The organism is Pseudomonas antarctica, from assembly GCF_001647715.1.
GTDB classification, from domain to species: domain Bacteria; phylum Pseudomonadota; class Gammaproteobacteria; order Pseudomonadales; family Pseudomonadaceae; genus Aquipseudomonas; species Aquipseudomonas antarctica_A.
The window spans coordinates 2,133,701-2,157,733 of the sequence record NZ_CP015600.1 but is presented as its reverse complement, the minus strand read 5'-3'; the positions used below and the strand labels follow the sequence as shown (position 1 = coordinate 2,157,733).

At 60.7% G+C, this 24,033-nt stretch carries 20 protein-coding genes, 4 tRNA genes and 1 pseudogene; 11 read left to right on the top strand and 14 right to left on the bottom strand.

Translation table 11 applies throughout. The annotated features are described in order from the left end of the window. Nucleotides 1-66: 66 nt before the first annotated feature. From A7J50_RS09995 to A7J50_RS09970, 6 genes are all read left to right on the top strand, one after another. Nucleotides 67-474, top strand: a complete 408-nt coding sequence (locus A7J50_RS09995; protein WP_064451646.1) for an ExbD/TolR family protein — start codon at nt 67-69, stop codon at nt 472-474. A gap of 2 nt (nt 475-476) precedes the next feature. After that, nucleotides 477-1,217 carry an energy transducer TonB family protein gene (locus A7J50_RS09990; RefSeq protein ID WP_064451645.1) on the top strand — a complete coding sequence of 247 codons (741 nt, stop codon included), beginning with the start codon at nt 477-479 and terminating at the stop codon, nt 1,215-1,217. 24 nt (nt 1,218-1,241) lie between these two features. Then, a complete protein-coding gene (locus A7J50_RS09985; protein ID WP_064451644.1) occupies nt 1,242-3,524 on the top strand; it encodes a TonB-dependent receptor in 2,283 nt (760 codons plus the stop codon). A gap of 25 nt (nt 3,525-3,549) precedes the next feature. Further along, entirely contained in the window at nt 3,550-4,197 is a 648-nt protein-coding gene (locus tag A7J50_RS09980; protein ID WP_064451643.1) for a MotA/TolQ/ExbB proton channel family protein, read from the top strand. Between the two features lie 55 nt (nt 4,198-4,252). Continuing rightward, a complete protein-coding gene (locus A7J50_RS09975) occupies nt 4,253-5,470 on the top strand; it encodes a phospholipase D-like domain-containing protein (RefSeq protein ID WP_064451642.1) in 1,218 nt (405 codons plus the stop codon). 273 nt (nt 5,471-5,743) lie between these two features. Beyond that, the gene (locus A7J50_RS09970) at nt 5,744-7,483 is read left to right on the top strand and encodes a dipeptidase (RefSeq protein WP_064451641.1); all 1,740 of its coding nucleotides are present in this window, start codon (nt 5,744-5,746) and stop codon (nt 7,481-7,483) included. A 247-nt stretch (nt 7,484-7,730) separates the two neighbouring features. Here the strand turns inward: A7J50_RS09970 and gltS are convergent, their stop codons facing one another. From gltS to A7J50_RS09945, 5 genes are all read right to left on the bottom strand, one after another. Beyond that, complete coding sequence (gene gltS / locus A7J50_RS09965) at nt 7,731-8,942, bottom strand: sodium/glutamate symporter (RefSeq protein ID WP_064451640.1); 1,212 nt, start codon at nt 8,940-8,942, stop codon at nt 7,731-7,733. 199 nt (nt 8,943-9,141) lie between these two features. Then, nucleotides 9,142-9,217: transfer RNA gene (locus tag A7J50_RS09960), tRNA-Gly, on the bottom strand. Nucleotides 9,218-9,220: 3 nt separating this feature from the next. Next, a tRNA-Glu gene (locus A7J50_RS09955) sits at nt 9,221-9,296 on the bottom strand. Between the two features lie 105 nt (nt 9,297-9,401). Then, nucleotides 9,402-9,477: transfer RNA gene (locus A7J50_RS09950), tRNA-Gly, on the bottom strand. A gap of 3 nt (nt 9,478-9,480) precedes the next feature. Then, nucleotides 9,481-9,556 (bottom strand) — tRNA-Glu (locus A7J50_RS09945). 358 nt (nt 9,557-9,914) lie between these two features. Between A7J50_RS09945 and A7J50_RS09940 the strand changes: the two genes are divergently transcribed. Next, nucleotides 9,915-10,685, top strand: a complete 771-nt coding sequence (locus tag A7J50_RS09940) for a hypothetical protein (RefSeq protein WP_064451639.1) — start codon at nt 9,915-9,917, stop codon at nt 10,683-10,685. Nucleotides 10,686-10,801: 116 nt separating this feature from the next. Continuing rightward, nucleotides 10,802-11,614 carry an alpha/beta fold hydrolase gene (locus tag A7J50_RS09935; protein ID WP_064451638.1) on the top strand — a complete coding sequence of 271 codons (813 nt, stop codon included), beginning with the start codon at nt 10,802-10,804 and terminating at the stop codon, nt 11,612-11,614. Nucleotides 11,615-11,653: 39 nt separating this feature from the next. Here A7J50_RS09935 and A7J50_RS32235 read toward each other — a convergent pair whose 3' ends face one another. From A7J50_RS32235 to A7J50_RS09920, 4 genes and pseudogenes are all read right to left on the bottom strand, one after another. Beyond that, nucleotides 11,654-12,496, bottom strand: a complete 843-nt coding sequence (locus A7J50_RS32235; RefSeq protein ID WP_410524797.1) for a methyl-accepting chemotaxis protein — start codon at nt 12,494-12,496, stop codon at nt 11,654-11,656. Between the two features lie 15 nt (nt 12,497-12,511). Continuing rightward, a pseudogene (locus tag A7J50_RS32230) lies at nt 12,512-12,739 on the bottom strand (HAMP domain-containing protein); the annotation flags it as partial. A gap of 996 nt (nt 12,740-13,735) precedes the next feature. Then, nucleotides 13,736-15,148: a PLP-dependent aminotransferase family protein gene (locus tag A7J50_RS09925; RefSeq protein WP_064451636.1), complete on the bottom strand. Its 1,413-nt coding sequence runs from the start codon at nt 15,146-15,148 to the stop codon at nt 13,736-13,738. 203 nt (nt 15,149-15,351) lie between these two features. After that, nucleotides 15,352-16,113, bottom strand: a complete 762-nt coding sequence (locus A7J50_RS09920; protein WP_064451635.1) for an SDR family oxidoreductase — start codon at nt 16,111-16,113, stop codon at nt 15,352-15,354. Nucleotides 16,114-16,342: 229 nt separating this feature from the next. Here A7J50_RS09920 and A7J50_RS09915 point away from each other — a divergent pair, with 229 nt between their 5' ends. Continuing rightward, nucleotides 16,343-17,350: an NADP-dependent oxidoreductase gene (locus A7J50_RS09915; protein WP_064451634.1), complete on the top strand. Its 1,008-nt coding sequence runs from the start codon at nt 16,343-16,345 to the stop codon at nt 17,348-17,350. Between the two features lie 135 nt (nt 17,351-17,485). Here A7J50_RS09915 and pyrF read toward each other — a convergent pair whose 3' ends face one another. After that, nucleotides 17,486-18,184, bottom strand: a complete 699-nt coding sequence (gene pyrF / locus A7J50_RS09910) for an orotidine-5'-phosphate decarboxylase (RefSeq protein WP_064451633.1) — start codon at nt 18,182-18,184, stop codon at nt 17,486-17,488. Between the two features lie 260 nt (nt 18,185-18,444). Here pyrF and A7J50_RS09905 point away from each other — a divergent pair, with 260 nt between their 5' ends. Both A7J50_RS09905 and A7J50_RS09900 read left to right on the top strand, forming a co-directional pair. Beyond that, nucleotides 18,445-19,209, top strand: coding sequence for a response regulator (locus A7J50_RS09905; RefSeq protein ID WP_064451632.1), 765 nt, complete (start codon nt 18,445-18,447; stop codon nt 19,207-19,209). Next, nucleotides 19,209-20,243: a sensor histidine kinase gene (locus tag A7J50_RS09900; RefSeq protein WP_064451631.1), complete on the top strand. Its 1,035-nt coding sequence runs from the start codon at nt 19,209-19,211 to the stop codon at nt 20,241-20,243. Before A7J50_RS09905 ends, A7J50_RS09900 begins: the two co-directional genes overlap by 1 nt. Before the next feature lie 28 nt (nt 20,244-20,271). On the opposite strand, the gene A7J50_RS09895 is transcribed toward A7J50_RS09900, so the two are convergent. From A7J50_RS09895 to A7J50_RS09880, 4 genes are all read right to left on the bottom strand, one after another. Further along, nucleotides 20,272-21,333: an AI-2E family transporter gene (locus A7J50_RS09895; protein WP_064451630.1), complete on the bottom strand. Its 1,062-nt coding sequence runs from the start codon at nt 21,331-21,333 to the stop codon at nt 20,272-20,274. Between the two features lie 72 nt (nt 21,334-21,405). Further along, nucleotides 21,406-22,224: a DUF4892 domain-containing protein gene (locus A7J50_RS09890; protein WP_064451629.1), complete on the bottom strand. Its 819-nt coding sequence runs from the start codon at nt 22,222-22,224 to the stop codon at nt 21,406-21,408. A 114-nt stretch (nt 22,225-22,338) separates the two neighbouring features. Further along, the gene (locus tag A7J50_RS09885; RefSeq protein WP_064451628.1) at nt 22,339-23,193 is read right to left on the bottom strand and encodes an alpha/beta hydrolase; all 855 of its coding nucleotides are present in this window, start codon (nt 23,191-23,193) and stop codon (nt 22,339-22,341) included. Then, complete coding sequence (locus tag A7J50_RS09880) at nt 23,190-23,993, bottom strand: alpha/beta fold hydrolase (RefSeq protein ID WP_064451627.1); 804 nt, start codon at nt 23,991-23,993, stop codon at nt 23,190-23,192. Before A7J50_RS09880 ends, A7J50_RS09885 begins: the two co-directional genes overlap by 4 nt. Between the last annotated feature and the right edge of the window lie 40 nt (nt 23,994-24,033).

Genomic DNA, 24,033 nt, shown 5'->3' with positions numbered 1-24,033 from the left:
ATGTTAACCATTCGGTCATTTTTGACTGTTAGCGTGTCGCCCCTAATTCAATTACGGGGTAACAGAATGAGAACCTGGGATGAGCCCAAGAAACGCAAGGCGCACATTGAGTTGATCCCAATGATCGACGTGATGATGTTCCTCCTGGTGTTTTTCGTACTGGTGAGCTTGAACGTGATTCCGGCACTCGGCATGAAGACTCAATTGCCCAGCGCGAGCAGCTCACAACAACTCAAGCCGCAGAACAAATTCATCCTGACCCTGGGTCTGGAAGGCCAGTTGCAGCTCGACGGCAAGGACCTCGCGGTCGACGCTCTGGTGCCGGCACTGAAGGCGGCAGAAAAGCCTGATACCAAATCGACAATCATCGTCAACAGCGACAAAGGTGTGGAGGTTTCGCGCCTGGTGGAAGTCATGGACACCCTGCGCCTGGGTGGCTTTACCTCCGTGTCCATCGCCACGCGTAAGTCCTGATCATGTATGTACTGTTTCGTACGCGTCGGCTGCTGGGCAGTGTCCCGGCCCTGATCGCCCTGGTGCTGATTGCACTGGGTATCCAGTCCCAACCCCTGAAAATCCAGCCGCAGTACGACGAGTCGGCGGTTGAACTGGCCTTGGTCGAGCCGGAGCCCGAAGTGGTTCCCGAACCCGTGGTGGAGCAAGAGCCGCCACCGCCGGTCATCGAGGATGAAGAGGCCGAACCGGCCCCGCCGCCGCCACCGCCCAAGCCATTGCCAAAACCTGAACCCAAGCCCAAGCCGATCCCCAAGCCCAAGCCCATCGTTGCTGCCAAGCCAACACCCACGCCGACGCCGACGCAGGCACCTGCGGTTGCGGCGAAGCCGGTACAGGCTGCCGTCGCACCGACGCCTGCCCCGCCCGCCCCGCCGGCGCCGCCCAAAGTGGATGGCCAGGCGCTGGAAGGCGGCTACCTCAAGGGGCTGCGCAACGAACTGGACACTTACAAGCAATACCCCACCGGGCGCCAGGCGTCCCTCGAACGCCCCAGTGGCGAGGTGGTGGTCTGGTTGATGGTGGATCGACAAGGCCGCGTCCTGGACGCCGGGATTCAGACCCCGGCGCCCAGCATGCTGCTCAATCGGGCCGCTACCAATAGCCTGCGCCGCATCAAGCAGGTCAAACCGTTCCCCGAACAAGCCTTCGGTGGACGTAACGAGCAACGCTTCACCGCCACCTTCAACTACAGCGTGCAATAAGCACCCGACACCAGGACGACAGTGATGAGGTTCACCCGCATTCATCTGGCACTCGTTGCCGCTACGAGCATGACCCACGGAGTGGTCATGGCAGATACCAGCGACAGTGACGTCGGCACGATTGGAGTACAGGGCAAGGCAACCGCGGGGGGCGGTTACATGGTCCAGGAAGAGAGCGCCAAGGGCCGCTCGACCATCACCAAGGAAGCGTTGGACAAACAGACTGCCACCGGCAACGCCATCGACAAGCTCAAGTACACGCCAGGGCTGAACATCTCCAGCGAGGACAACACCGGCCTTTCGGGCTTTCGCTTCACCATGCGCGGGATGAACTCCGACCAGGTGGGTATGTCGGTCGATGGCATGCCGATCAACGACTCCGGCAACTACGCGCTGTATTCCAACCTGCTGGGCGACCCGGAAAACATCGACCAGATTTTTGTCACCCAGGGCTCATCGGAAGCCGACGGCCCGCACATCGGCTCCAGCGGCGGCAACATCGGTATCGTGACGATTCGTCCGACCAAGGAAACCGGAGCCTTCGTCAAACAGGTGGTGGGCAGCAACGCCACCCGCAAGACGTTTGCCCGACTCAACACCGGTGAAGTCAACGGCCTGAGCAACTGGCTGTCGGCCTCCCATACCGAAGGCCAGATGTGGCGCGGCTCGGGTGCCGTACGGGCTGACAAGGTGGAGTGGAACAGCTTCTTCGACGCCGGCAACGGCAACACGGCCAACCTGATCCTCAAATACCACGAGCAAGACAACAACAGTTACAGCCAGTTGACCAAGGCGCAGTTCCAGCAATACGGCCGCAAATACGACCCGTACCCGGCGACGCCGGCGGTGGGCTCCAACGGCAAAGTCAGCAGCTACTACGACCTGGCGCAGAACCCGTTCCAGACCTTTACCGCCGTCCTCAACACCCAATACAAGTTGCGCGACAACCTGTCCCTCTCGGTGATCCCGTATTACTACTACGGCAACGGCAGCGGCGTAGGCTCCTCCGCCTATGCGCTGAACAGCAGCTCGAACAAGGGTGGCGTTTTCGACCTCGGCAACCTGCCGACGGCGGCCCAATACAACGCCGACGGCTCCGCCACCACGGGCGTCTACTACCGTCCTTCGCGCACTCAGACCTGGCGCCCCGGCATCACCACCAAACTGAACTGGGACCTGGGCGACCACAGCCTGCAATTCGGCTACTGGTACGAACGCGCCCGCCAAAGCCAGACCCAACCGTTCATTGCCCTCAAGAACAGCGGCAAGCCAAGCGACACCTGGCCGGACGGCAGTTCCGTGGTCGATGCGAACGGCAACACCGTACAAGGTCGCGACCGCTACACCGTGACGCCTGCGCAAAAAGTCTGGACCCAGGACACCTGGTACATCAACTCGGACTGGACGCTGATCGCTGGCATTGCCTACATGAACGTCGAGCGTGAAGGCACCAACCACGGCAGCCTCACCGAACAACCGGGCAAAGCCAACCAGACCTACAACAAGTTGCTGCCCAACGCCGGCCTCAAATACCAGCTCGACGAGCGTGACCAGTTGTTCTACAGCCTGTCGCGCAACATGCGTATTCCGCAGAACTACGTGCTGTACGACAAAGGCGTCGGCTCCCTTGACGCCAAGCCGGAACTGAGCTGGAACCAGGAACTGGGCTGGCGCTACACCGGCGAAGACACCACCCTCGCCGCCACCCTGTTCTATATGCAGTTCAAGAATCGCCAGCTCACCTCCCTGGACAGCAACGGTGATTCGGCCGACATCAACGCCGGCACCGTCATCAACAAAGGCCTGGAACTGGAGTGGAGCGGCAAGCTGCCCAACCACTTCAACTACTACACGTCCTACACCTACACCAGCTCCAAGCAGCAGGATGACCTGACCGTCTTCAACGCCGGCAAGCCCATCGTGCTGCCCACCAGCGGCAAGCAGTTCGCCAACGTGCCGACCAACATGCTGGCGGCCAACCTCGGCTATGACGACGGGCGCTTCTACGGCACGTTCGGCGGCAAGTTCACCAGCAAGCTCTACGGCGACCTGACCAACGACGAAGCCATTTCCGCGCGCACCATTTTCAACCTCGGCGCCGGTATCTACCTGCCGGTCGACAAGAAAGTGGTCAAGGACGCAACCCTGCGCCTGAACGTCGACAACCTGTTCGACAAGAAGTACCTAGACGGCGTGTACACCACCAAGACCAACTCGGCGACCTACAGCGGTTTCCGCGATGGCGACCCGGCTTACATCGTGGGCCTGGACCGTACCGTCACGGTTTCCCTGGAAGCGAATTTCTGATTATTCACCTGAGAGGACAACACTCATGGACATGGACCTGCTTCACCAAATCACCTTTTATGTGATGTATGCCGCGATGGCGATTGCGATTTTCATCACCATCGAACGTGGCATCTACTTCGCCTACGTACGCCGCCAGGCGCGGGCCTTGACCGAAGCGCTGGGCGCCAGCGTGCACAGCGAACGCGACCTGCCACAAGCGCTGACCCGTCGTGACAGCCTGCCGCTGAACATGGTGCTGCCGATCCTGGCGCAGAAGGCGTCCCATGGTTCGCGCAAAGACCTGGACGACGAAATCGAAACCCAGTACCTGAAGACCCGCGCACCGCTGTCGCGCAGCCTGTGGATCATCGAAACCATCACCACCGCCGCGCCGTTGCTGGGCCTGTTGGGCACCATCCTTGGCATCATCGACACCTTCAAGGCACTGGCCAGTGCCGGCGTGTCCGACCCAGGCCAGATTTCCGGTGGTATCGGCACGGCCTTGTTCGCCACGGGCTTGGGTATCGCCATCGCACTGTTCTGCGTGGTGTTCCACAACTTCTTCCAGGACAGCCTGGAGCGCATCAACGACCAGCTGAAAATCCTGCTGATCCGCGCCGCCACCGGGGCCCGTGTACAGGGCGAAGTGCCGCACCTGGTGCCGACCCCGTTGCACACCCGCACCGCATGACCTGCAGGGCGTGCGCAGCAGGCGCCCGCCCTTCTTTTTGCCTGCCGAGACTCCTATGTCCCTATCGCTGAAGTTGCGTATCGCAGGCCTCACCGGCCTACTCCTCAGTCCGCTTGCCCAAGCGGACTTTTCGATTCCCGGGTTTGAACTGGTGCACACCGTGCCGGTGGACACCGCATTGGGCACCGCCGATTTGCGCCAGCCTGGCCCGGTGTGGATCGAGTTGTTTGACGGTGCGAAAAGCACCCTTGATATCGGCCAGTTCTACGCGGCCGACCATCCCGGCTCGGTGATGGACAAGGTCATCGAACACCTGGAAGCTGCCGGCAAACGCGGGGTGAAAATTCGCTTTTTGCTCGAAGAAAAAGGCATTCGGCTGTCGGAAGCGTCCACCCTGGAACGCTTGCGGGCGATCCCCAACCTGACCTTCCGCGTGCTGTCGTACGGGCAACTGAGCGGTGGGATCATCCACGCCAAATACATGGTGGTGGACGGCAAGCAGGCGTTTGTCGGCAGCCAGAACTTCGATTGGCGCTCGCTGGAACATATCCACGAGACCGGGCTGCGCATCAGCGATGCCACCGTGGTTAGCCAGGTTCAGGCGATCTTCAATCAGGACTGGCAAGCCCAGGCCGCCCTGGCAGATAAACAACCGGTGCCACTGCCTGCCGCAAGCCAGGCACCTGCGCGCACCGGCAACTATCTGGTGGCCAGCCCGCAACGCTACAACCCGCCGGGCGTGGGCGATTCACAGCTGGAACTGCCGCGCCTGCTGAGCGAAGCCAAGAAAGAAGTGCGTGTGCAACTGCTCGACTACGCGCCGCTGTCCTACGGACCGGACAGGACCCGTCCGTATTACGCGGTGATCGACAACGCCGTACGTGCTGCGGCAGCGCGAGGGGTGGCGGTCAAGCTGATGGTGTCCAACTGGAACACCGACAAGCTGGAACTGCCCTACCTCAAAAGCCTGGCCGTGCTGCCCAATGTAGAGATCAAAATCGTCACCCTGCCCGAGGCCGAGCAAGGGTTTATCCCTTATGCGCGGGTGATCCACAGCAAGACGATGGAAATCGACGGGCAAGTTGCATGGGTCGGCACCAGCAACTGGCTGGGCGGGTACCTGGATAACTCGCGCAACCTGGAAGTGGTGATGCACGACACGGCGATGGCCAAGCGTGTAGGAGAGCTCCATGAACAGTTGTGGGACGGGCCCTATGCCAAGCCATTGGATGTAGCGGCACAGTATCCGGACCCTCATCCTGGCAAGCCTTGATGTGAAACGTGCGTCAACACCCGCCACACCACTGTGGGAGCGGGCTTGCCTGCGATAGCGATGCACCCGTCACCGCCGGCTTCGACTGACACACCGCCTTCGCGAGCACGCCCGCGCCCACATTTGGATCTCTACAGTCCCGGCATTTAAGTACGACATTTCCCACACCAAGGTCTCCCTCTCCCGACCTTGGTGATGGTAGTGTGTGGAAATGTTTCTGACTTATTGATCAGAAACTCCTTACTTACTACCTGCAAAGGAATGCCTCCAGCAATGCACTTTCCCCTTAAAAAACTGGTTGCCGCCACCCTGTTCGCCGCCAGCCTCTCGGCCGTCGCCACACCGGCATTTGCCAACATCACCGCCGAACAGAGCGCGACAATTCTGAAGAGTTTCAACGAAACATCGGTCACCGATTTTCGTGGTTTCCTCGGCACCCTGGCCAAGGGCGACCTGGCGAAAACCGATGACGTCGGGCCGGCCATCAATGCCTTCCTGGCCAATAAAACCCTGACCGCCGACCAGCAAAATGAAATCAATCGCCTGCTGGGTATTTACACGCGAGTGAAATACGGCAAAGCAGCCCTCGAAACCCTGCGCGAGCTGGTGGAAATCCCGACCTTCAACGTCGACGGCCTGCCGCAGTACAAGAACCCGGAGTTCCTCAAGATCGCCGACAAGATTCAGAGCCTGGCCAAGGCCTTCAACCTGAACTTCCGGAACATCGACAACCGCGTGTACGAAATCTCCCTGGAAGGCAGCGGCGATGAAGTGGTCGGCATTCACGCCCACGCTGACGTGGTACCGGTGACGCCGGAAAACTGGGTGCTCAAGGACGGCACCAAACTCGACCCATTCAAGGTCACGCTGATCGGCGATCGCATGTATGGTCGCGGCACTGAAGATGACAAAAACGGCATCGTAGTGGCCATGTATGCAATGAAGGTCATCAAGGAAGAGAAGCTGCCGCTGGCGCGCAACTTCAAGCTGCTGGTGGACACCACCGAGGAAACGTCCGGCGACGCGATTCCTTACTACTTCGAACATAACCCAACGCCCAAATACAACCTGGCGCTGGACGGCGGCTACCCGGTGGTGATTGCCGAGAAAGGCTACGGCACCGTCATGGCGACGTTCCCGGTGCGCAAGGGTGAAGGCAAAGGCGCGGAAATCATCGCGATGACCGGCGGCATGGCCACCAATCAGATTCCGTCGGTGTCGGTGGCCACCCTGGTCAGCGACACGCCCGCAGAACTTGCCGCCAGCCTGCAAAAAGCTGGCGCGGAATACGCCAAGCGTAATGGCGGCGACTTTGAGGTCAACGCCAAGGTCGATGGCAAGCAGGTCAAACTGACGGTCACCGGCGTGTCCGCTCACTCGTCCGAACCGCAATCGGGCGTCAACCCGGTTGCACGCATGTTGGAGCTGATCCACAGCATCGACGGCAAGATCGCCCTCAAGCACAACCACATCACTGATGCCGCACGTTACGCCGCTGACAACTGGGGCCTGGATTACCTGGGTGGCAAACTGGGCGTCGGCTTCTCCGATGCGTTCATGGGGCCGCTGACCACCTCGCTGACCTTTGTCGGTCTGGATGACAAAGCCTTCAAGCTGGCGGTGAACCTGCGCGTACCAAAGGGCAAATCCCCGGCCGTGCTCAAGGCCGAAATTGCCGACAAACTCAGCGCCTGGGACAAGCAAACCAACGTGGCCGTGAACTTCACCTACTCAGTCGCCGAGCCGATGTACCGCAACCCTGAAGGTGAATGGGTGAAGGCCTTGTTGGCCGTGGCCAGCGAAAACCTGGGCATGGAACACAAGTTCGGCACTTCGGCCGGCGCCACCTCCGTGCATGAACTGCCCAATGGCGTGCAATTCGGCCTGGCGCGGCCGGAGGTCAAATACACCGGGCATACGGACGGTGAATTCAAGACGGTCGACCAGTTCCTGCTGGACCTGCAGATTGTCACTGAAATGATGGGACGTGTCGGGCAATTGCCGAAGCTCTGATTGGCAAAGCACCGGCTGTCGCCGTCATCACAACAACGCCGATCATCACTGATCGGCGTTGTTGTTATTGCGGCCCTGTAAACGACCCAAAAGGCATTCAGTACAGTGCAGGGCCTACTGCATCGGCTCGTTCACGGGTTTTCCTGTGGGGTTCAAGCACTGCAATGCCAGCGGGCGCGGGTCACCGTCGAGCAGGAGCGGTTCTTAATCCTCACCCAACTTCTGGGTGAAGCGAGAGGTCGCGGACTCATCCCACCACATCGAACAACGGCAGCGCCAGGTACAGCTTGATCACCACCGCATTGGTGATATCGATAAAGAACGCACCCACCATCGGCACGACCAGAAAGGCGATTGGCGACGGGCCGAAGCGTTGCGTCACCGCCTGCATATTGGCAATCGCAGTGGGCGTGGCGCCCAAACCGAAGCCGCAGTGCCCTGCCGCCAGCACCGCTGCGTCGTAGTGACTGCCCATGACCCGGAACGTCACAAAAATCGCAAACAGGGCCATCATCAACGCCTGTGCCGCCAACAGGATGAAAATCGGCAGCGCCAGCGCCGCCAGGTCCCAGAGTTTGAGCGACATCAAGGCCATCGCCAGGAACAACGACAGGCTGACATTACCCAGCACCGACACTTCACGCTCAAACACTTGGTGCCAGCCCAGCGCCGACAAGCCGTTGCGCACTACCACTGCAACGAACAGCACACACACAAAAGTCGGCAGCTCGAATGCCGTACCTTGAATCAAACCACTCAAAAACGTACCGACCTGCAGACTGATCGCCAGGAGCGCAAGCGTCTCAATAAAGGAGAATGGGGTAATCAAGCGCTCCTGATCGGGCTGCTCAAAGCCTTGCGGCAGGCGCGGTTGAGAATGCTCAACACCCGGCACGCGTACACGCTTGATCAGCAAGCGCGCGACCGGGCCACCAATCAAGCCACCCAGTACCAAGCCAAACGTCGCCGACGCGATCGCCAACTCAGACGCGGACGCCACGCCATACTTCTCACTGAACACTCCCGCCCATGCGGCTCCGGTGCCGTGCCCACCCGACAACGTGACAGAGCCGGCAAGCAAGCCCATGAGCGGGTCGAGCCCGAGCGCCGTGGCCAGGGCGATGCCCATGGCGTTCTGCACAACCAGCAGGGCAGTCACGACCAACAGGAAGAGACCCAACACCCGTCCGCCTTTTTTCAGGCTGGCAAAGTCCGCATTCAGGCCAATGGTGGCAAAAAACGCCAACATTAATGGCGCTTGCAATGACGCATCGAATCGAACCTCGACCCCCGTCAGTGCGCGCAACAACACAAGCAACGCGGCAATCAACAGGCCACCGGCGACCGGCTCCGGAATACTGTAGGCACGTAAAAAGCCGATTCGGGCCACCAGCCAGCGCCCCAGTAACAGCACCAGCGAGGCGGCGACCAAGGTTGAATAGAAATCGAGTTGGAACATCCGGGCAGCTCTCTGAAGTGAACACGCAGAACGGGCTGGCCAGAGTAGAGACAACGGAACAGGTACACACCCACCCGATATCAAATACAGATTATTCCTACGCGCTTCACTACACGCCCTACACACGATGTGTTTCCGTGGATAAAAATCAACACACACAAAAACGCCGATCATCACTGATCGGCGTTTTCGTTAAATATGGAGCGGGAAACGAGACTCGAACTCGCGACCCCGACCTTGGCAAGGTCGTGCTCTACCAACTGAGCTATTCCCGCAAATGGCGTCCCCTAGGGGACTCGAACCCCTGTTACCGCCGTGAAAGGGCGGTGTCCTAGGCCACTAGACGAAGGGGACACGCTACTGAAACACATGGTGTGTATTTCAGTGCCCAGAGGCCTCATCCGAAGACTTGGTCCTGGTTTCACTCAGTGCCGCCCGAAAGCCACACTGCTTGTAAATTGGAGCGGGAAACGAGACTCGAACTCGCGACCCCGACCTTGGCAAGGTCGTGCTCTACCAACTGAGCTATTCCCGCATATGGCGTCCCCTAGGGGACTCGAACCCCTGTTACCGCCGTGAAAGGGCGGTGTCCTAGGCCACTAGACGAAGGGGACACACGTACAACATTCACTCCCTACCGCATTTCGCTGTGTGCTTTACGCTGTAAGTGGCGCGCATTCTATGGATGGATTGAAAGGTCGTCAACCCCCAAGGATAAATTTATTTAAATCAATGACTTCGCCCTGCTTTCCAGGCCTTTGCGGGCAATCTGCCCGTCCGGGCTTTGACGCCTATATTCTGGCGCCCGACAAGGCGCTATAGTTCGCCTCAGCAAATGATGGCAATGTGCATCTATCCAGCGCGCCTTTACCTATATAGAAGAAACTACCTGGGCAACTGGTCGAACAATCCTATCCGCCGGATGGCCCAGTCACTACACTCCACAACAAACCCTATAAAGAGGTCACACCGGTGACACCACTCATGATCACCCTGCTGGTAGTAGCCGGGATCGTAATACTGATCGCCATTGGCTACATGAACCACATGGTGGAAAACAACAAACTGGAAAAGAAACGCACCGAGATCGAACTCAACGATCGGCTGCGTCGTTGCGGTGAAATTACCGAGACCTTCCCCGGCCAGTTGATGACTCCGAAGCTCAAGCTGTTGCTGACCCGCCTGGAGCTCAACGTCAACCAGCGTCTGTTGAACCTCAACAAGTCCAGCGCGCCGCTCAAGGCCCGTATCGCTGAGTTGAATGCGCTGATCGGCCAGGGCGAATCGATTCCGGTGGCCAACCCGCCGGCGCCGATCCAGACCGAAGCCAAGGCCAAGGATGTGCGTTTCCTGTTGGAAGCCCTCCACGGTCAAGTCACCCGTGCCGCCCAGGACGGATTCCTGCCGACCAACGAGGCCAAGCACTGGATCAAGGAAATTCGCCATATTCTCGTGCTGCTGCACATCGAGTTCTTCAACAACCTCGGCCAGCACGCCCTGCAACAAGGCCAGCCTGGCCAGGCACGCCTGGCGTTCGAGCGTGGCGTACAGTACCTGCGCAAACAGCCGGAGCCGGTACTCTATAGCGCGCAGTTGCAATTGCTGGAGAATCAACTGGCCCGCGCCAACTCTACGGTGCTGACCAACAGCGCGCCCGCCGAGGATGAAGTCAACGAGTTGACCGAAGGCCTGAAAGTAGTCGATGCCGACGCAGAGTGGAAAAAGAAAGCCATCTACGACTGATCGCCCTGCCTCGCATGTGGCGAGCTACTCGCCACATGCCATCACTTTGCATCTATCCGCACGGCCCCGACTAGCGTAAAAAAGTGCCCCTCACTCCGTGAAGTTAGAGGCCTGCTATGCCTGTTGCCGTGATTGATGGACAACCGCTGCACTATGTCGACCAGGGCACCGGCCCGGTCGTCCTCCTTGGCTCGAGCTACCTGTGGGACCGCGACATGTGGGCACCGCAGATTGAAGCCTTGTCGCAACAATACCGCGTCATCGTCCCCGAGCTGTGGGGCCACGGTGAGTCAGGCCCGCTACCGGCCCAGACCCACTCCCTGGATGACCTGGCGCGCCAGGCCCTGGCCCTGCTGGACCAACTGGACATTGCACAGGTCAACCTGGTGGGCCTGTCGGTCGGTGGCATGTGGGGCGCACGCCTGGCATTACGGGCACCTGAGCGCATCAACAGCCTGATATTGATGGACACCTACCTGGGCGCCGAGCCCGAGACCACGCGTCAGTACTATTTCTCGCTGTTCAAGATGATCGAAGACGCTGGCGCCATCCCGGAGCCGTTGCTGGATGTGGTCGCCCCGATCTTCTTCAGACCGGGGATCGATCGTGAGTCGGCGCTGTATCAGGATTTCCGCAAGGCCCTGAAAGCGCTTACCAAGGAGCGGCTGCTGCAGAGCATCGTGCCCCTGGGGCGCCTGATCTTCAGCCGCGCCGACGTATTGGATCAACTGCCACAGCTGGACGCAGAGACTACCCTGGTGATGTGCGGCGAACAGGACAAGCCTCGTCCACCCGCCGAATCCCAGGAAATGGCCGAGCTGATCGGCTGCAGCCTGATCCTGATTCCAGAGGCCGGGCATATCTCTGCCCGGGAAAATCCGGACTTCGTCAGCGAAGCGCTGCTGACCTTCCTCGCCAACAACGCCTGATCGCTACTGCGCCCTTTGATCGCGGCCAACACGGCACGATCAAAGGCGGAAGTGCCCCACCATGCCCTTAAGCTCAGCCCCCAATTGCGCCAGTTGAATGCTCGACGCGGCGTTACCTTGCATGCTCAACGCCGATTGATCGGCGCTCGCGCGAATGCTGGTGACGCTGCGATTGATCTCCTCAGCCACCGAGCTTTGTTCTTCGGCCGCCGCCGCAATCTGCTGGTTCATCTGTTGGATCAATGACACTGCGGCGGCGATGCTGCCCAACGCACTCTCGGTCTCCAGGGCATCACTGACGGCCAGCTTCACCAATTCGCCACTCTGCTGAATCTGCTGTACCGATGACTGCGCCGCACTGCGCAAGGTGCTGACCAGCCGCTCGATCTCCTCGGTCGACTGCTGAGTGCGCTTGGCCAGCGCCCTCACCTCATCAGCAACCACCGCAAAGCCTCGGCCTTGCTCGCCTGCACGGGCGGCTTCGATCGCAGCGTTTAGAGCAAGCAGATTGGTCTGCTCGGCCACGCTTTTGATCACGCTCAACACGGTGCCGATGTTCTGGATTTCCGCACTCAGGCTCTCGATACTGGCGCTGGCACTGGTGCTCGACGTTGCAAGCAATTCAATGCGCTGCAGGCTCTGGCGCACCACATGCTGACCGCTTTCGACCTTGTCATCGGCGGTCTGCGCGGCTTGCGCGGCCTCTTCGGCGTTGCGCGCCACATCATGCACCGTGGCCGTCATCTGGTTCATCGCCGTGGCGACTTGCTCGGTCTCTTCCTTCTGGCTGCTGACTTCAACATTGGTTTGCTCGGTGACGCTGGACAGGGAATGCGCCGAGCTGGCCAATTGCTCAATCCCCGCCTGCAAGCCGCTGACCATCTGGCTCAGGCCATTGCCCATCTGCTGCATCGCCTGCATCAACTGGCCGATCTCATCACGACGGCTGACTTCCATCCGCCCACTCAGGTCCCCGGCGGCAATCTGCTGGGCCACGGTGATCACACTGCGCAGGGGCGCGACGATCAACCGGGTGATCACCCACGCCGCAATCAACCCCACCAACAGTGCCAGGGCTGAGGAACCGATGATCAGCAACGCGCTTTTTTTCAACTGCGCCTGCATCGACTGATCTTCGGCGGCGTACGCCTGGTTGACCCGGCTGACCACTTGATCGGCGCGGTCATGCAACTGCTTGTAGACGACTTTTTCCTGAGCCAGCAACCCGGTGTATTCGCCGAGTTTTTCGCTGAACGCGGCAATATGCCCGGACACTTCGTTGAGCACGGTCTGGTAACCCGCATCCTTGACCGACGTTTTCAACTGTTCGACCTGAGCCAGCGCCTGGTCGGCCTGCTTGATCCTGCCTTGCTCGGCATTGTCGGCATCCGCCTTGCGGCTCTGATCCAGGCGCACCCGCGCTTCATTCATGGCTTGCAGCATCAACCGCGACACCTGGCTGACCTGCCCCGCCTGCGCGATAAACTCGGCGCCGTCCTTACCCTGGCTTTCCTTGAGGCCATAGGCCCCATCATCGGCCAAACCGGCCTGCAATACGTCGAGGTTATTGGCCACACTGGACACCGACCAACTGGCCATCTCCAGGGCCAGGTCCTTGGTCTGGGTCAACTCGACAAACTCATCGAACGCCTTGCGATAGGCGGCCAACGCCTGCTCAACATCGCTCATCACCGGTACATTGGCGGCGGACTGGGCTTTTAACGTGGCCGCCAGGGCCGCCAGCGCATCGACGCTTTCATGCAGGGCATCGACAGCTTTGGGGTCAACGTGCAACGCATAGTCCTGCTCGATCAAGCGCACCTTGAGCAAGCCACTGTTGAGCGAAGACATCGCCTTGAGGCCTTCAAACCGCTGCCCCACAGTTTGCAGGGACCATACGCCAATGGCCGCTACCAGCGCGGTCAGCAGCAGCACCAGGGTGAAGCCCAAGCCTAGTTTTTTCGCCATACCGAGGTTGGCAAAACGTCGTTGCACGGCCGAAATCATTGCACTTGAATCCTCTTGCAATGGCAGATGCCATCAAGCCTGGTTTCCATGCTGGGAGATTCGCAACGACGAGCTACCGGCACAAGACGTTGGCGCCACAATAATGGCAAAAAGCTACATGCTCGTCGTTTTCAGAATGGTCGAGGTCGATCTTGCAGGCCCCATGGCGCGGAACAACGCCAGCGCGCGCTGATCATCAGCATAGGCCACATTGATGCGCAGCCAGTCACTTGCTTCACCTTTTGGATTAAACAGCGCACCGGGCGACAACAAGACGCCGAGTCGCCGGGCACAGGCCTGCAACCGTGAAGGATCGCCCACGCCAGGCCGCGCCCACACAAACATACCGCCGGCAGGCACAACAAACACTTCCCACTCCTCATCCTCCAGCACCTGCAGGGTCGCGGCCATTTGCGTGTTCAAGCGCTTGCGCAGGCGCTGCACCCACTTGCGGTAAGTGCCATTGGCCAGCAACGTGGCGACGACCGCTTCGGCAAAACGCGAGGTGCCGATGCCGGTCAGCGTCTTGAGGCTGGCCATTTGCGCAATGATCGCCGCGCCGGCACTGACGTAACCCACGCGCAACGCACTGCTGAGGGTCTTGGAAAAGCTCGAGACATAGATCACCCGGTCATCGTGGGGCAACGCCGACAGCCGCGTGCAACTGGCGTGCTGCAAGTCGCCATAGACGTCCTCTTCAATGATCAGGAAGTCTTCGCTACGCGCCAGTTGCAGCAAACGCTCGGCTATCGCACGGCACAGGCTGGTACCGGTGGGGTTGTGGTACAGGCAATTGATGAACAGGCACCGGGGGCGATGGCTTTGCAGCAGCGTCTCGAGCACCGGGATATCCGGGCCGCCCACGGTGCGAGGGACTTCCAGCAACGTGACGCCGTGGCGCTCCAACTGCCGATAGAGGTTGGCATAGCCCGGCGTCTCGACCACTACCGTGTCGCCGGCCTTGAGCAGTGTGCGTATCAACAGGTCCTGGGCGTGGCCGGCGCCGTGGGTCGTAAGGATGCAATCGAGGCGAGTGGCGACTTTTATCTGGGTCAGCCGCTTGAGCAGTTGCTCACGCAACGCCGGCAGCCCCAGTGGCGTGCTGTAGTTGAAGAGGCCGGCGGTGTCGGTACGGCTGATTTCGCGTACCGCGTAGCAGAGGTCGTCGCTTTCACGCCACGCGTCCGGCAACCAGCCGCATCCCAGTTTCAATTCGCCCAACGGGCCTTCGACGAAGGCGCCCCACGCCAGTTCCGCCCCCTCGTACCAGTGGCTTTCAAGGGAAACAGGCGGCTGGGCCACCACAAATCCCGAGCCCTGCCTTGAGGCCAATAACCCCTGGGCCACCATTCGCTCGAATGCCTCGATCACGCTGGACTGGCTAAGCAGGTTATCGAGGGCCACTTGCCGGATGGACGGCAAGCGCGTGCCGGGGCTCGCGCCGCTTTTGCGTATCCATTGCGCCACCGCGCTGACGATTTGCTGCACCACCGGTACAAGGGCTTGTCGATCGATCCCTAAATCCATGAGCCACTCACTTCAACTGTCTGTTATTCAACCCCAAACAGTTAAGCACAGAAGCCCGCTCATGCCGGCCGCCAACCTTTATTAAAGTATTGATTTTATTGACTTATTTACCTACTGATACACATTCTGACGAGGCCTTGTGCCAGCCATGGAAACGCCCCACAGCGTCCCTGGCCTTTTCGAAGAGTGCGCGACCTTGAGTCCTAGATAGCCGTCGCGCCGCCATCCACTGCCAACGCTTGGCCAGTGGTAAATGCGGCCCCATCACTGCACAGGTACAGCACAGCGCTGGCGATTTCCTCAACTTTGCCAATACGCCCGACCGGGTGCATGGCGGCGGCAAATTCCGCCTTGCGCGGGTCAGCTTCATAGGCACGACGGAACATGTCAGTGTCGATCACCGCAGGGCAGACTGCGTTCACACGAATTTTTTTCTTCGCGTACTCAATGGCTGCCGACTTGGTCAGACCGATCACGGCATGCTTGGACGCGGCATAGATGCTCATCTTCGGTGCAGCACCCAACCCCGCCACCGACGCAGTGTTGACGATCGCCCCGCCGCCCTGGGCCAGCAACAGCGGTAACTGATACTTCATGCACAACCACACGCCCTTGACGTTGACGCCCATGATTGCATCGAACTCGTCCAGTGTGCCGTCGGCCAACTTGCCCTTCTCGATCTCGATCCCGGCGTTGTTGAAGGCATAGTCAAGGCGCCCATAAGCGGCGACGGTCTGCGCCATCAATTGCTGCACATCCGCGTCCAGGGTGACGTTGCAGCGCACGAACAGCGCCTCGCCACCCGACTGTTGGATCAACGCAACCGTGCCCTCGCCGCCCGCCACGTCCAGGTCGGCGACCACAACCTTCAAGCCTTCTGCGGCGAACGCCAGCGCGGTAGCGCGGCCAATACCGGCGGCGGCGCCGGTCACCAGGGCGACCTGGCCGGAAAACGTCATGCTCATGGGGGATGTCCTATGGAAGAAATAGCCGTGAGACGAGTCTAGCCAACGGCGCGGCGGGCGCGTCAGCACTATCAGAAGGCCGGTGGGTGCTGCATGAATCGCAGTGATAAGACCGCACGACTCACTATCATCCAAGTCTATCGGCAGGCATTCGCCCCCCTCTAATAACCTTGCCCCCAGACCGTTCAGGGTCTATCACTCAAGGTCCACTTCTTGAAGAGCTCTTGCCATGACTGCCCAGACCAACCGCCAGTTCCTGCTCGCCAAACGCCCGGTCGGGGCGGCCACGCGGGAAACCTTCACCTACCAGGAAGTGCCAGTCGGCACGCCTGGAGACGGGCAAGTGCTGGTGCACAACGAATACCTGTCGCTGGACCCGGCCATGCGTGGCTGGATGAATGAGGGCAAGTCGTACATTCCGCCGGTAGGCATTGGTGAAGTAATGCGGGCGTTGGGCGTAGGCAAGGTGATTGCTTCGAACAATCCGAAATTTTCGGTCGGCGATTATGTAAATGGCGCGCTGGGCGTACAGGATTATTTCCTTGGCGAGCCACGGGGTTTCTACAAGGTCGACCCTAAACTCGCCCCACTGCCCCGTTACCTGTCAGCCCTCGGCATGACAGGCATGACCGCCTACTTCGCCCTGCTCGATACCGGCGCCCCCAAGGCCGGCGAAACCGTGGTGATTTCCGGCGCCGCCGGTGCGGTCGGCAGCATTGCCGGGCAGATTGCCAAGATCAAAGGCTGCCGCGTGGTGGGCATCGCCGGGGGAGCCGACAAGTGCAAGTTCCTGGTGGATGAACTGGGCTTCGACGCAGCCATCGACTACAAAAACGAAGACGTACCCGCCGCCCTCAAGCGCGAATGCCCCAAAGGCGTGGACGTGTATTTCGATAACGTCGGCGGCGATATTCTCGACGCTGTGCTCAGCCGTCTGGCATTGAAGGCGCGCGTGGTGATCTGCGGTGCGATCAGCCAGTACAACAATAAAGAAGCTGTGAAAGGCCCGGCCAACTATTTGTCGTTGCTGGTCAATCGCGCGCGCATGGAAGGCTTTGTGGTGATGGACCATGCGGCGAACTTTGCTGCGGCCGGCCAGGAAATGGCCGGCTGGATGGCGCAGGGCAAGCTCAAGAGCAAGGAAGACATTGTCGAGGGGCTGGAGACGTTCCCGGAGACGTTGATGAAGCTGTTCAACGGCGAGAACTTTGGGAAGTTGGTGTTGAAGGTCAGCTGACAGACCACGAAACCGGGTGTGGGCAGGTCAATGTGGGAGCTGGCTTGCCTGCGATAGCCTCAACTCAATATCACTGTAGGACCGAGTTGCCTGCATCGCGGGCAAGCCCGGCTCCCACAGTTGACCGCAAACCGGTCAGGCGATTTCGGCAACCACTGCCGCCAGCGCCTTCGCCGGGTCCGCCGCCTGGCTGATCGGGCGACCGATCACCAGGTAGTCAGAACCTGCATCCAGTGCCTGGCGCGGCGTCAGAATACGACGCTGGTCGTCCTGCGCACTGCCCGCCGGACGAATCCCCGGGGTCACCAGTTGCAGCGACGGGTGAGCCGTCTTCAAAGCCTTGGCTTCCAGTGCCGAGCACACCAGACCATCAAGGCCGGCCTTCTGCGCCAGGGCCGCCAGGCGCAATACTTGCTCCTGAGGCTCGATATCCAGGCCGATACCGGCCAGGTCTTCGCGCTCCATGCTGGTCAGCACGGTGACACCAATCAACAGCGGTTTGGGGCCGCTGCGCTGCTCCAGCACTTCGCGGCAGGCGGTCATCATGCGCAGGCCGCCGGAGCAGTGCACATTGACCATCCACACGCCCATTTCGGCAGCGGCCTTGACCGCCATGGCCGTGGTGTTGGGGATGTCATGGAATTTCAGGTCGAGGAATACTTCGAAGCCTTTGTCACGCAACGTACCGACGATTTCCGCGGCGCAACTGGTGAACAGTTCCTTGCCGACTTTGACCCGGCAAAGCTTCGGGTCCAACTGGTCAGCCAGCTTCAGTGCGGCGTCACGAGTGGGGTAATCCAGGGCGACGATGATAGGAGTCTGGCAGACGGACATTGGAATGGGCTCTCAGGCAAGTCGAAATCGGCGCGGATTGTAGCGCAAGCAGCGCCGTTGCGGGATCCGATGATCGGTAAATACTGTTCAACCACGCTACAGCCGCCATTCAGGTCAATTGTGTCAGAACTGATACATTCACGACATGCCCCCAACACGCGCCGCCTCTAGCCTCGCGCACATGACCGCCCGTCCAGCACTTACAGCCGTGGAGCTGGGCGCCTATGCTGACAGCAACAACCCAGGCAGATGATCGCACTATGCATACCCCTACCGTCTCTGTAAATGAAGAGCAAAAAGGCGCGGTGCTCGCCGAAGACAAGCGCTGGAATACCCGTGCGCTGATCGTCGACGACGATGTACCGATTCGTGAGCTGCTGATCGATTACCTGGCGCGCTTCAATATTTTCGCCGTCGGCGTGACCGACGGCGCCGCCATGCGCCTGGCCATGCAAGCCGAAACCTTTGATGTGGTGGTGCTCGACCTGATGCTGCCGGGCGAAGACGGCCTGTCGCTGTGTCGCTGGCTGCGCACTGAGTCGGACATCCCGATCCTGATGCTCACCGCCCGTTGCGAGCCCACCGATCGCATTATCGGCCTGGAACTGGGCGCCGATGACTACATGTCCAAACCGTTCGAACCCCGTGAACTGGTAGCACGCATCCAGACCATCCTGCGCCGAGTGCGCGATGACCGCACCGAACAACGGGCCAACATCCGGTTCGACAACTGGCGCCTCAACAGCGTATTGCGCCAACTGGTGGCCGACGACGGGCTGGTAGTGCCGCTGTCCAACGCCGAGTTTCGGCTGTTGTGGGTGTTTATCGAACGTCCACGTCGCGTGCTGAGCCGCGAACAGTTGCTGGATGCCGCCCGTGGTCGTTCCATCGAAGCGTTTGACCGCAGCATCGACCTGCTGGTCTCGCGCCTGCGCCAAAAGCTGGGGGATGACCCCAAAGCACCGCAATTGATCAAGACCGTACGTGGCGAAGGCTACCTGTTCGACGCTCGAGACATCGGCTGATGCGCGCCACCTTCAATACGCTGTTCGGAAGGCTGTTCGGCGTACTGCTGGTGGCCATTGTGCTGGCCCATGTGCTGGCGTTCTTTTGGTTTCACCACTATGGCCCGCCGCCGCCACCGCCTCAGGAAACCTTTGTCGAGCAGCCGGACGGCACCATGACGCCGCTGCCCCGGCATCATCGCCCGTGGTTTGGTGGCCCCGTGGTGCCGCTGACGTTTCAGTTTATCTCGCTGATCATCGCCGCCTGGTACGGCGCCAAACTGTTGAGCCGGCCGATCCAGCGCCTGAGCGCCGCCGCCGAGCGCTTAAGCCTCGACCTCGACAGCCCGCCGCTCAACGAGTCCGGGCCGCGTGAGGCACGCCAGGCGGCGTCGACCTTCAACCTGATGCAAAAGCGCATCCGCGAACAGGTCAGCCAGCGCGCGCGCATGCTCGGCGCCGTCTCCCATGACCTGCGCACCCCGCTGTCACGCCTTAAGCTGCGCCTGGAGCAGATCGAAGACACCAAGCTGCAAGGCCAGATGCGCCAGGACCTGGACGACATGATCGGCATGCTCGATTCCACCCTGAGCTACCTGCACGAACAACGCACCAGCGAAACCCGGCATTGGCTCGACGTACAGGCGTTGGTGGAGTCTCTGAGTGAAAACGCCCAGGACCAAGGCGCTGACGTGCAATTTTCCGGCACCTGCGTGCCTTTGCAGGTGCAGCCGATGGCCCTGCGTTCATGCCTCAATAACCTCATCGATAACGCCCTGCGCTATGCCGGTACGGCGCGCATAGAACTGACCGACAGCCGCGAAGCCCTGGTCATCCGTGTCATCGACCACGGGCCCGGGATTGCAGCGGATAAACGTGAGGCGGTGTTCGAGCCGTTCTTTCGTCTGGAAGGCTCACGCAACCGCAACTCCGGTGGCGTCGGCCTCGGCATGACGATTTCCAAGGAAGCGGTGGAACGCCTCGGCGGCCGCCTGAGCCTGGAGGAAACCCCAGGCGGCGGCTTGACGGCGGTGATGTGGCTGCCCCGCGCTTAAGAGCGCCACATTAGCCCTCACCCCGTCTTTACAGTGGTTTGTCTTCGCGGCGAACTTGGGCCTGGGTCGCACTCCAATCGGTCAACAGGCTGTAGGCCACCGCCAGCAACGTCGGGCCGATAAACAGGCCAATAAAGCCAAAGGCGATCAACCCGCCGAACACGCCCAACAGCACGATCACCAGCGGCAAGTTGCCGCCTCGGCTGATCAGGTACGGCTTGAGTACGTTGTCCACGCCGCTGATGATGAACGTGCCCCATACACCGAGGAAAACTGCGTAAGTGTAATCGCCCTTCCAGGCCAGCCAGGCCGTGGCCGGTATCCACACCAGCGGTGGCCCCATGGGGATCAGGCTGAGCAGGAAGGTGACGATGCCCAGCACCAGCGCGCCCGGCACGCCGGCGATCAGGAAACCGATCAGCGCCAGCAGGGCCTGGGCGGCCGCCGTACCGATCACGCCGTTGACCACGCGCTGCACGGTACCGGCCACCAGTTCGATATAGTAACCGGCGCGCTCGCCAATCAAACGCTCCAGCAAGCGATGCACGAACAGCGCCAGGCGTGGCCCGTCGCGATAGAAAAAGAACACGAACACCAGGCTCAGGGTCAGTTCGAGGATGCCGCCACCAATCTGCGCACTGCGCGCCAGCAGCCAGTTGCCGACCTGCCCCAGGTACGGCTTGATGCTGACCATCAGCGCCGCGCCCTGCTGGTCGATGCTGTCCCACGTCGCCACTAAACGCTCGCCGACAAAGGGGATCGAGCCCAGCCAGGTGGGCGCGGCAGGCAAGCCATCGACCTGGATATCCTTGATCAGGCCCACGGCGTCACGCACATGGTCTGCCAGGTTGAACCCCAGCCAAACCAGCGGCACCGCCACCAGCAACATCCAGCATAAGGTCAGGATGCCTGCCGCCAGAGATTCCCGGCCGCCCAGCCAGCGAGTCAGCAAACGCATCAGCGGCCAGCTGGCGAACGCCAGCACCGCGCCCCAGAACAGCGCCGACCAGAATGGCGCCATCACCCAGAAGCTGGCACCAAACAACACCAGCAGCAGGATTTGCACCAGTAGGCGATCGTTATTGAGCATCGGGTATCTCGAGAAAAAGGCTGTAGGAAGAGAGCTTAGGCGAGCGGCGCGGGTCCGCTCGCCTGATAACGGTCAGCGTATCAGATGCAGGTGCAAACCCTTAGCGTCACCGGTGCCGGTTTCCATGCGGGCGGCGCGTACGCCGCTGTCGATCAAGCCTTGGCGCCAGGCTTCGGCCGTCGGCCCGGTCAAACTGACGCGCAAGGTGGCGTCAAGGTTCAAGCCGCGCGAAATCAGGGTCAACCAGGTGGCATCAGGCTCGGCGCCCAGCGCCGGAAAATCCAGCTCGCCCGTACTTTTCAACTCACGCAGCAAGGTCGCGGAGGTGGGCAGCAAGTCCCCCAGCGGCGCGCTGGCATCGAGTTGCTCCACATGCAGATAAGCGCGACGGTTGCCGCGGGTGATGCCGTACAACGCCACCAGGGAGTTGTCCTGCGGTGCGGCCAGGCGCAACAGCAGGTATTCCTGCTGGCCATCGGCGCCGACCAGCTTGGCGTTGCCGAATACTTCATTGGCCCACAGGCTGCTTTCGCCGCAATCGCGGGCCTGGCACCAGAACAACAGCTGCGCGCCCTTGGCCTGCAACGCTTCGCGCGTCTCGGTAAACGCGGCGCTGGACGTGTGCTCGGCGGGCAGTTCATAGGTGATGGCAGTGGCTTGACCGCGCGCCGTGGCCTGGCCTTCATAGCGCAGCTGGCCGCTGATCTTGCGGATCGCACCCATGGGGTAGATGCGTTCCTTTTCTTCTGCGGGGCGGTAATCGACGATTTGCGCATCGACCTGGCGGGACACGGCCGGTAAATCCTGGCTACCCGGCACGTCGGCGGCGAACACCAAGGGGCTGAAACAGCACAGCCCGAAGGCACGGATACATCCTTTACGCAGGCTCATCGGATCAATAAGCCCTGGCCATCGGAGGTTGCTGCTGTTTTAAGAGCGGTGTTCACATCGTTCATGGTTGACTCCCTTTCAATCCGCCCAGCCTCGGCAGTTGACCCCGCCAAGTCAAGGCGTGGAGAAGAACCGATTGAAACAGTCTGCAACAAGGATCGCGCCAGGCTCATCATTAAGGTGTAAATGATGGCCTCCCGGCAGCGTGTTCACCGTAAAGGGTAGCTGAGAAAGCAATTCGGGATGTTTCGCCAGCATGCCATCAGCGGCGACCACCAACTGCGTAGGACACGCCACACGCCGCACGAAAGCCATCGCCTGTTCATCGGTCAGGCGCATCGGCGAGGCCAGGGTCAGACGGCTGTCAGTACGCCAGGTATAACCGCCCGGCACCGGCATCAAACCGCGCTGGGCCAGCAGTTCGGCGGCTTCACGGCTGACTGCCACAACGCCTTTCATCCGTGCTTCAACCGCCCGATCAAGGGTGCTGTAAACCGGCTTGCGCTTGTTCTGCAGGCTCAATTGCGCCTGTAGCGCCATGCCCAGCCGCTCCGCCGCGTTCTCGCCAGCGGCGGTCGGCGGGATTACACCGTCGATCAAACCCAGGTGCGTCACACGCTCCGGCAAAGCGCCCGCCAACACCAACGACACGATAGCGCCGAGGGAGTGGCCAAGTAATGCAAAACGTTTCCAGCCCAGTTGTTCGGCGACTTGCAGCACGTCAAAGACATAATCCCACAAGGCATAACCCGCCCCGGCAGGACGATGCGCCGAGTGCCCATGGCCGGCCATGTCCAGCGCGACGATGCGCAAGCCCTGCAGCTTCGGCGCCAGCCGCGCAAAGCTGTTGGCGTTGTCCAGCCAGCCGTGCAGGGCAATCACCGGCAAGCCGTCTTCGGGACCAAACAGGTGCGCTGCCAACTCGATGTGCGGCAGGCTCAGGCGCACTTCCTCGACCGGCGCACTCATGCGCAACTGCGCTCGCGGGCTTGCCAACGGGAGAACAGGTTCTTGATCAAGGTCGCAGTGTCCTGAGGGCGTTCAAGGGGGAACATATGGCCACCGGGCATGGTGAGCATTTCGCCCATGGGCAGGCGGTCGACGCCGCTGGCATGGTGCCGCATCACCACCCGGCTCTGGCGGCCGCGCACCACCGCCAGCGGCACCTTCAATTGGCGAACCTGGCCGGGACTGGTGTGGGGCACGCCGCGGTAGATGCTGATTTCGGTGGCGGGGTCAAAGCGCAGGCGCAGGCGATCGCCCACTTGTTGCAGGCCATGTTGCAGGTAGGCGTCAAAGCATTCCGGGTCGAAGCCGCGAAACAGGGTCTTGCCGGCGAAGTAACTGCGCGCGGCGTCGAGATCGGTGAACTCTTCACGCCGGCCCAAGGTGCGCCCGGCAGGGGTCAGGCGGTCGATAAAACCAAAGCGCTTGGCGGCGCGGATTACCCAGCGGTCGGCGCGGGTCAGCACCGGCGAATCCAGCATCACCACACCGCGATACAGCTGTGGGCAGCGCATGGCCGCGTGCAAATGCAACACGCCGCCCAGGGAGTGGCCCACGCCCCACACCGGCTCCGGCTGCAGCTCCAGGTGGTGGATCAACTCATCCACCAGGTTCTGCCAGTTGTCGTCCACCGGAAACCTGGGGTCGTGGCCGTGCTGCGGCAGGTGAGCCACTGCATATTCCGGGGCCAGGGCGGCAAACAACTTGCCGTAAGTGGCCGAAGGGAAGCCATTGGCGTGGGCAAAAAACACGTGCTGCGACATACAAAATCCATCAACAAAAACAAGAGTTGATTGTCACCAT

What these genes read in the sequence shown, in the direction of transcription:
- A7J50_RS09895 (WP_064451630.1), bottom strand. Translation starts at nt 21,333, where the DNA reads ATGCTCAATAACGATCGCCTACTGGTGCAAATCCTGCTGCTGGTGTTG.
- A7J50_RS09915 (WP_064451634.1), top strand. Translation starts at nt 16,343, where the DNA reads ATGACTGCCCAGACCAACCGCCAGTTCCTGCTCGCCAAACGCCCGGTC.
- A7J50_RS09990 (WP_064451645.1), top strand. Translation starts at nt 477, where the DNA reads ATGTATGTACTGTTTCGTACGCGTCGGCTGCTGGGCAGTGTCCCGGCC.
- A7J50_RS09900 (WP_064451631.1), top strand. Translation starts at nt 19,209, where the DNA reads ATGCGCGCCACCTTCAATACGCTGTTCGGAAGGCTGTTCGGCGTACTG.
- A7J50_RS09970 (WP_064451641.1), top strand. Translation starts at nt 5,744, where the DNA reads ATGCACTTTCCCCTTAAAAAACTGGTTGCCGCCACCCTGTTCGCCGCC.
- A7J50_RS09920 (WP_064451635.1), bottom strand. Translation starts at nt 16,113, where the DNA reads ATGAGCATGACGTTTTCCGGCCAGGTCGCCCTGGTGACCGGCGCCGCC.
- pyrF (WP_064451633.1), bottom strand. Translation starts at nt 18,184, where the DNA reads ATGTCCGTCTGCCAGACTCCTATCATCGTCGCCCTGGATTACCCCACT.
- A7J50_RS09980 (WP_064451643.1), top strand. Translation starts at nt 3,550, where the DNA reads ATGGACATGGACCTGCTTCACCAAATCACCTTTTATGTGATGTATGCC.
- A7J50_RS09885 (WP_064451628.1), bottom strand. Translation starts at nt 23,193, where the DNA reads ATGAGTGCGCCGGTCGAGGAAGTGCGCCTGAGCCTGCCGCACATCGAG.
- A7J50_RS09905 (WP_064451632.1), top strand. Translation starts at nt 18,445, where the DNA reads ATGCATACCCCTACCGTCTCTGTAAATGAAGAGCAAAAAGGCGCGGTG.
- A7J50_RS09880 (WP_064451627.1), bottom strand. Translation starts at nt 23,993, where the DNA reads ATGTCGCAGCACGTGTTTTTTGCCCACGCCAATGGCTTCCCTTCGGCC.
- A7J50_RS09995 (WP_064451646.1), top strand. Translation starts at nt 67, where the DNA reads ATGAGAACCTGGGATGAGCCCAAGAAACGCAAGGCGCACATTGAGTTG.
- A7J50_RS09890 (WP_064451629.1), bottom strand. Translation starts at nt 22,224, where the DNA reads ATGAGCCTGCGTAAAGGATGTATCCGTGCCTTCGGGCTGTGCTGTTTC.
- A7J50_RS09975 (WP_064451642.1), top strand. Translation starts at nt 4,253, where the DNA reads ATGTCCCTATCGCTGAAGTTGCGTATCGCAGGCCTCACCGGCCTACTC.
- gltS (WP_064451640.1), bottom strand. Translation starts at nt 8,942, where the DNA reads ATGTTCCAACTCGATTTCTATTCAACCTTGGTCGCCGCCTCGCTGGTG.
- A7J50_RS09935 (WP_064451638.1), top strand. Translation starts at nt 10,802, where the DNA reads ATGCCTGTTGCCGTGATTGATGGACAACCGCTGCACTATGTCGACCAG.
- A7J50_RS09925 (WP_064451636.1), bottom strand. Translation starts at nt 15,148, where the DNA reads ATGGATTTAGGGATCGATCGACAAGCCCTTGTACCGGTGGTGCAGCAA.
- A7J50_RS09985 (WP_064451644.1), top strand. Translation starts at nt 1,242, where the DNA reads ATGAGGTTCACCCGCATTCATCTGGCACTCGTTGCCGCTACGAGCATG.
- A7J50_RS32235 (WP_410524797.1), bottom strand. Translation starts at nt 12,496, where the DNA reads ATGGTCAGCGGCTTGCAGGCGGGGATTGAGCAATTGGCCAGCTCGGCG.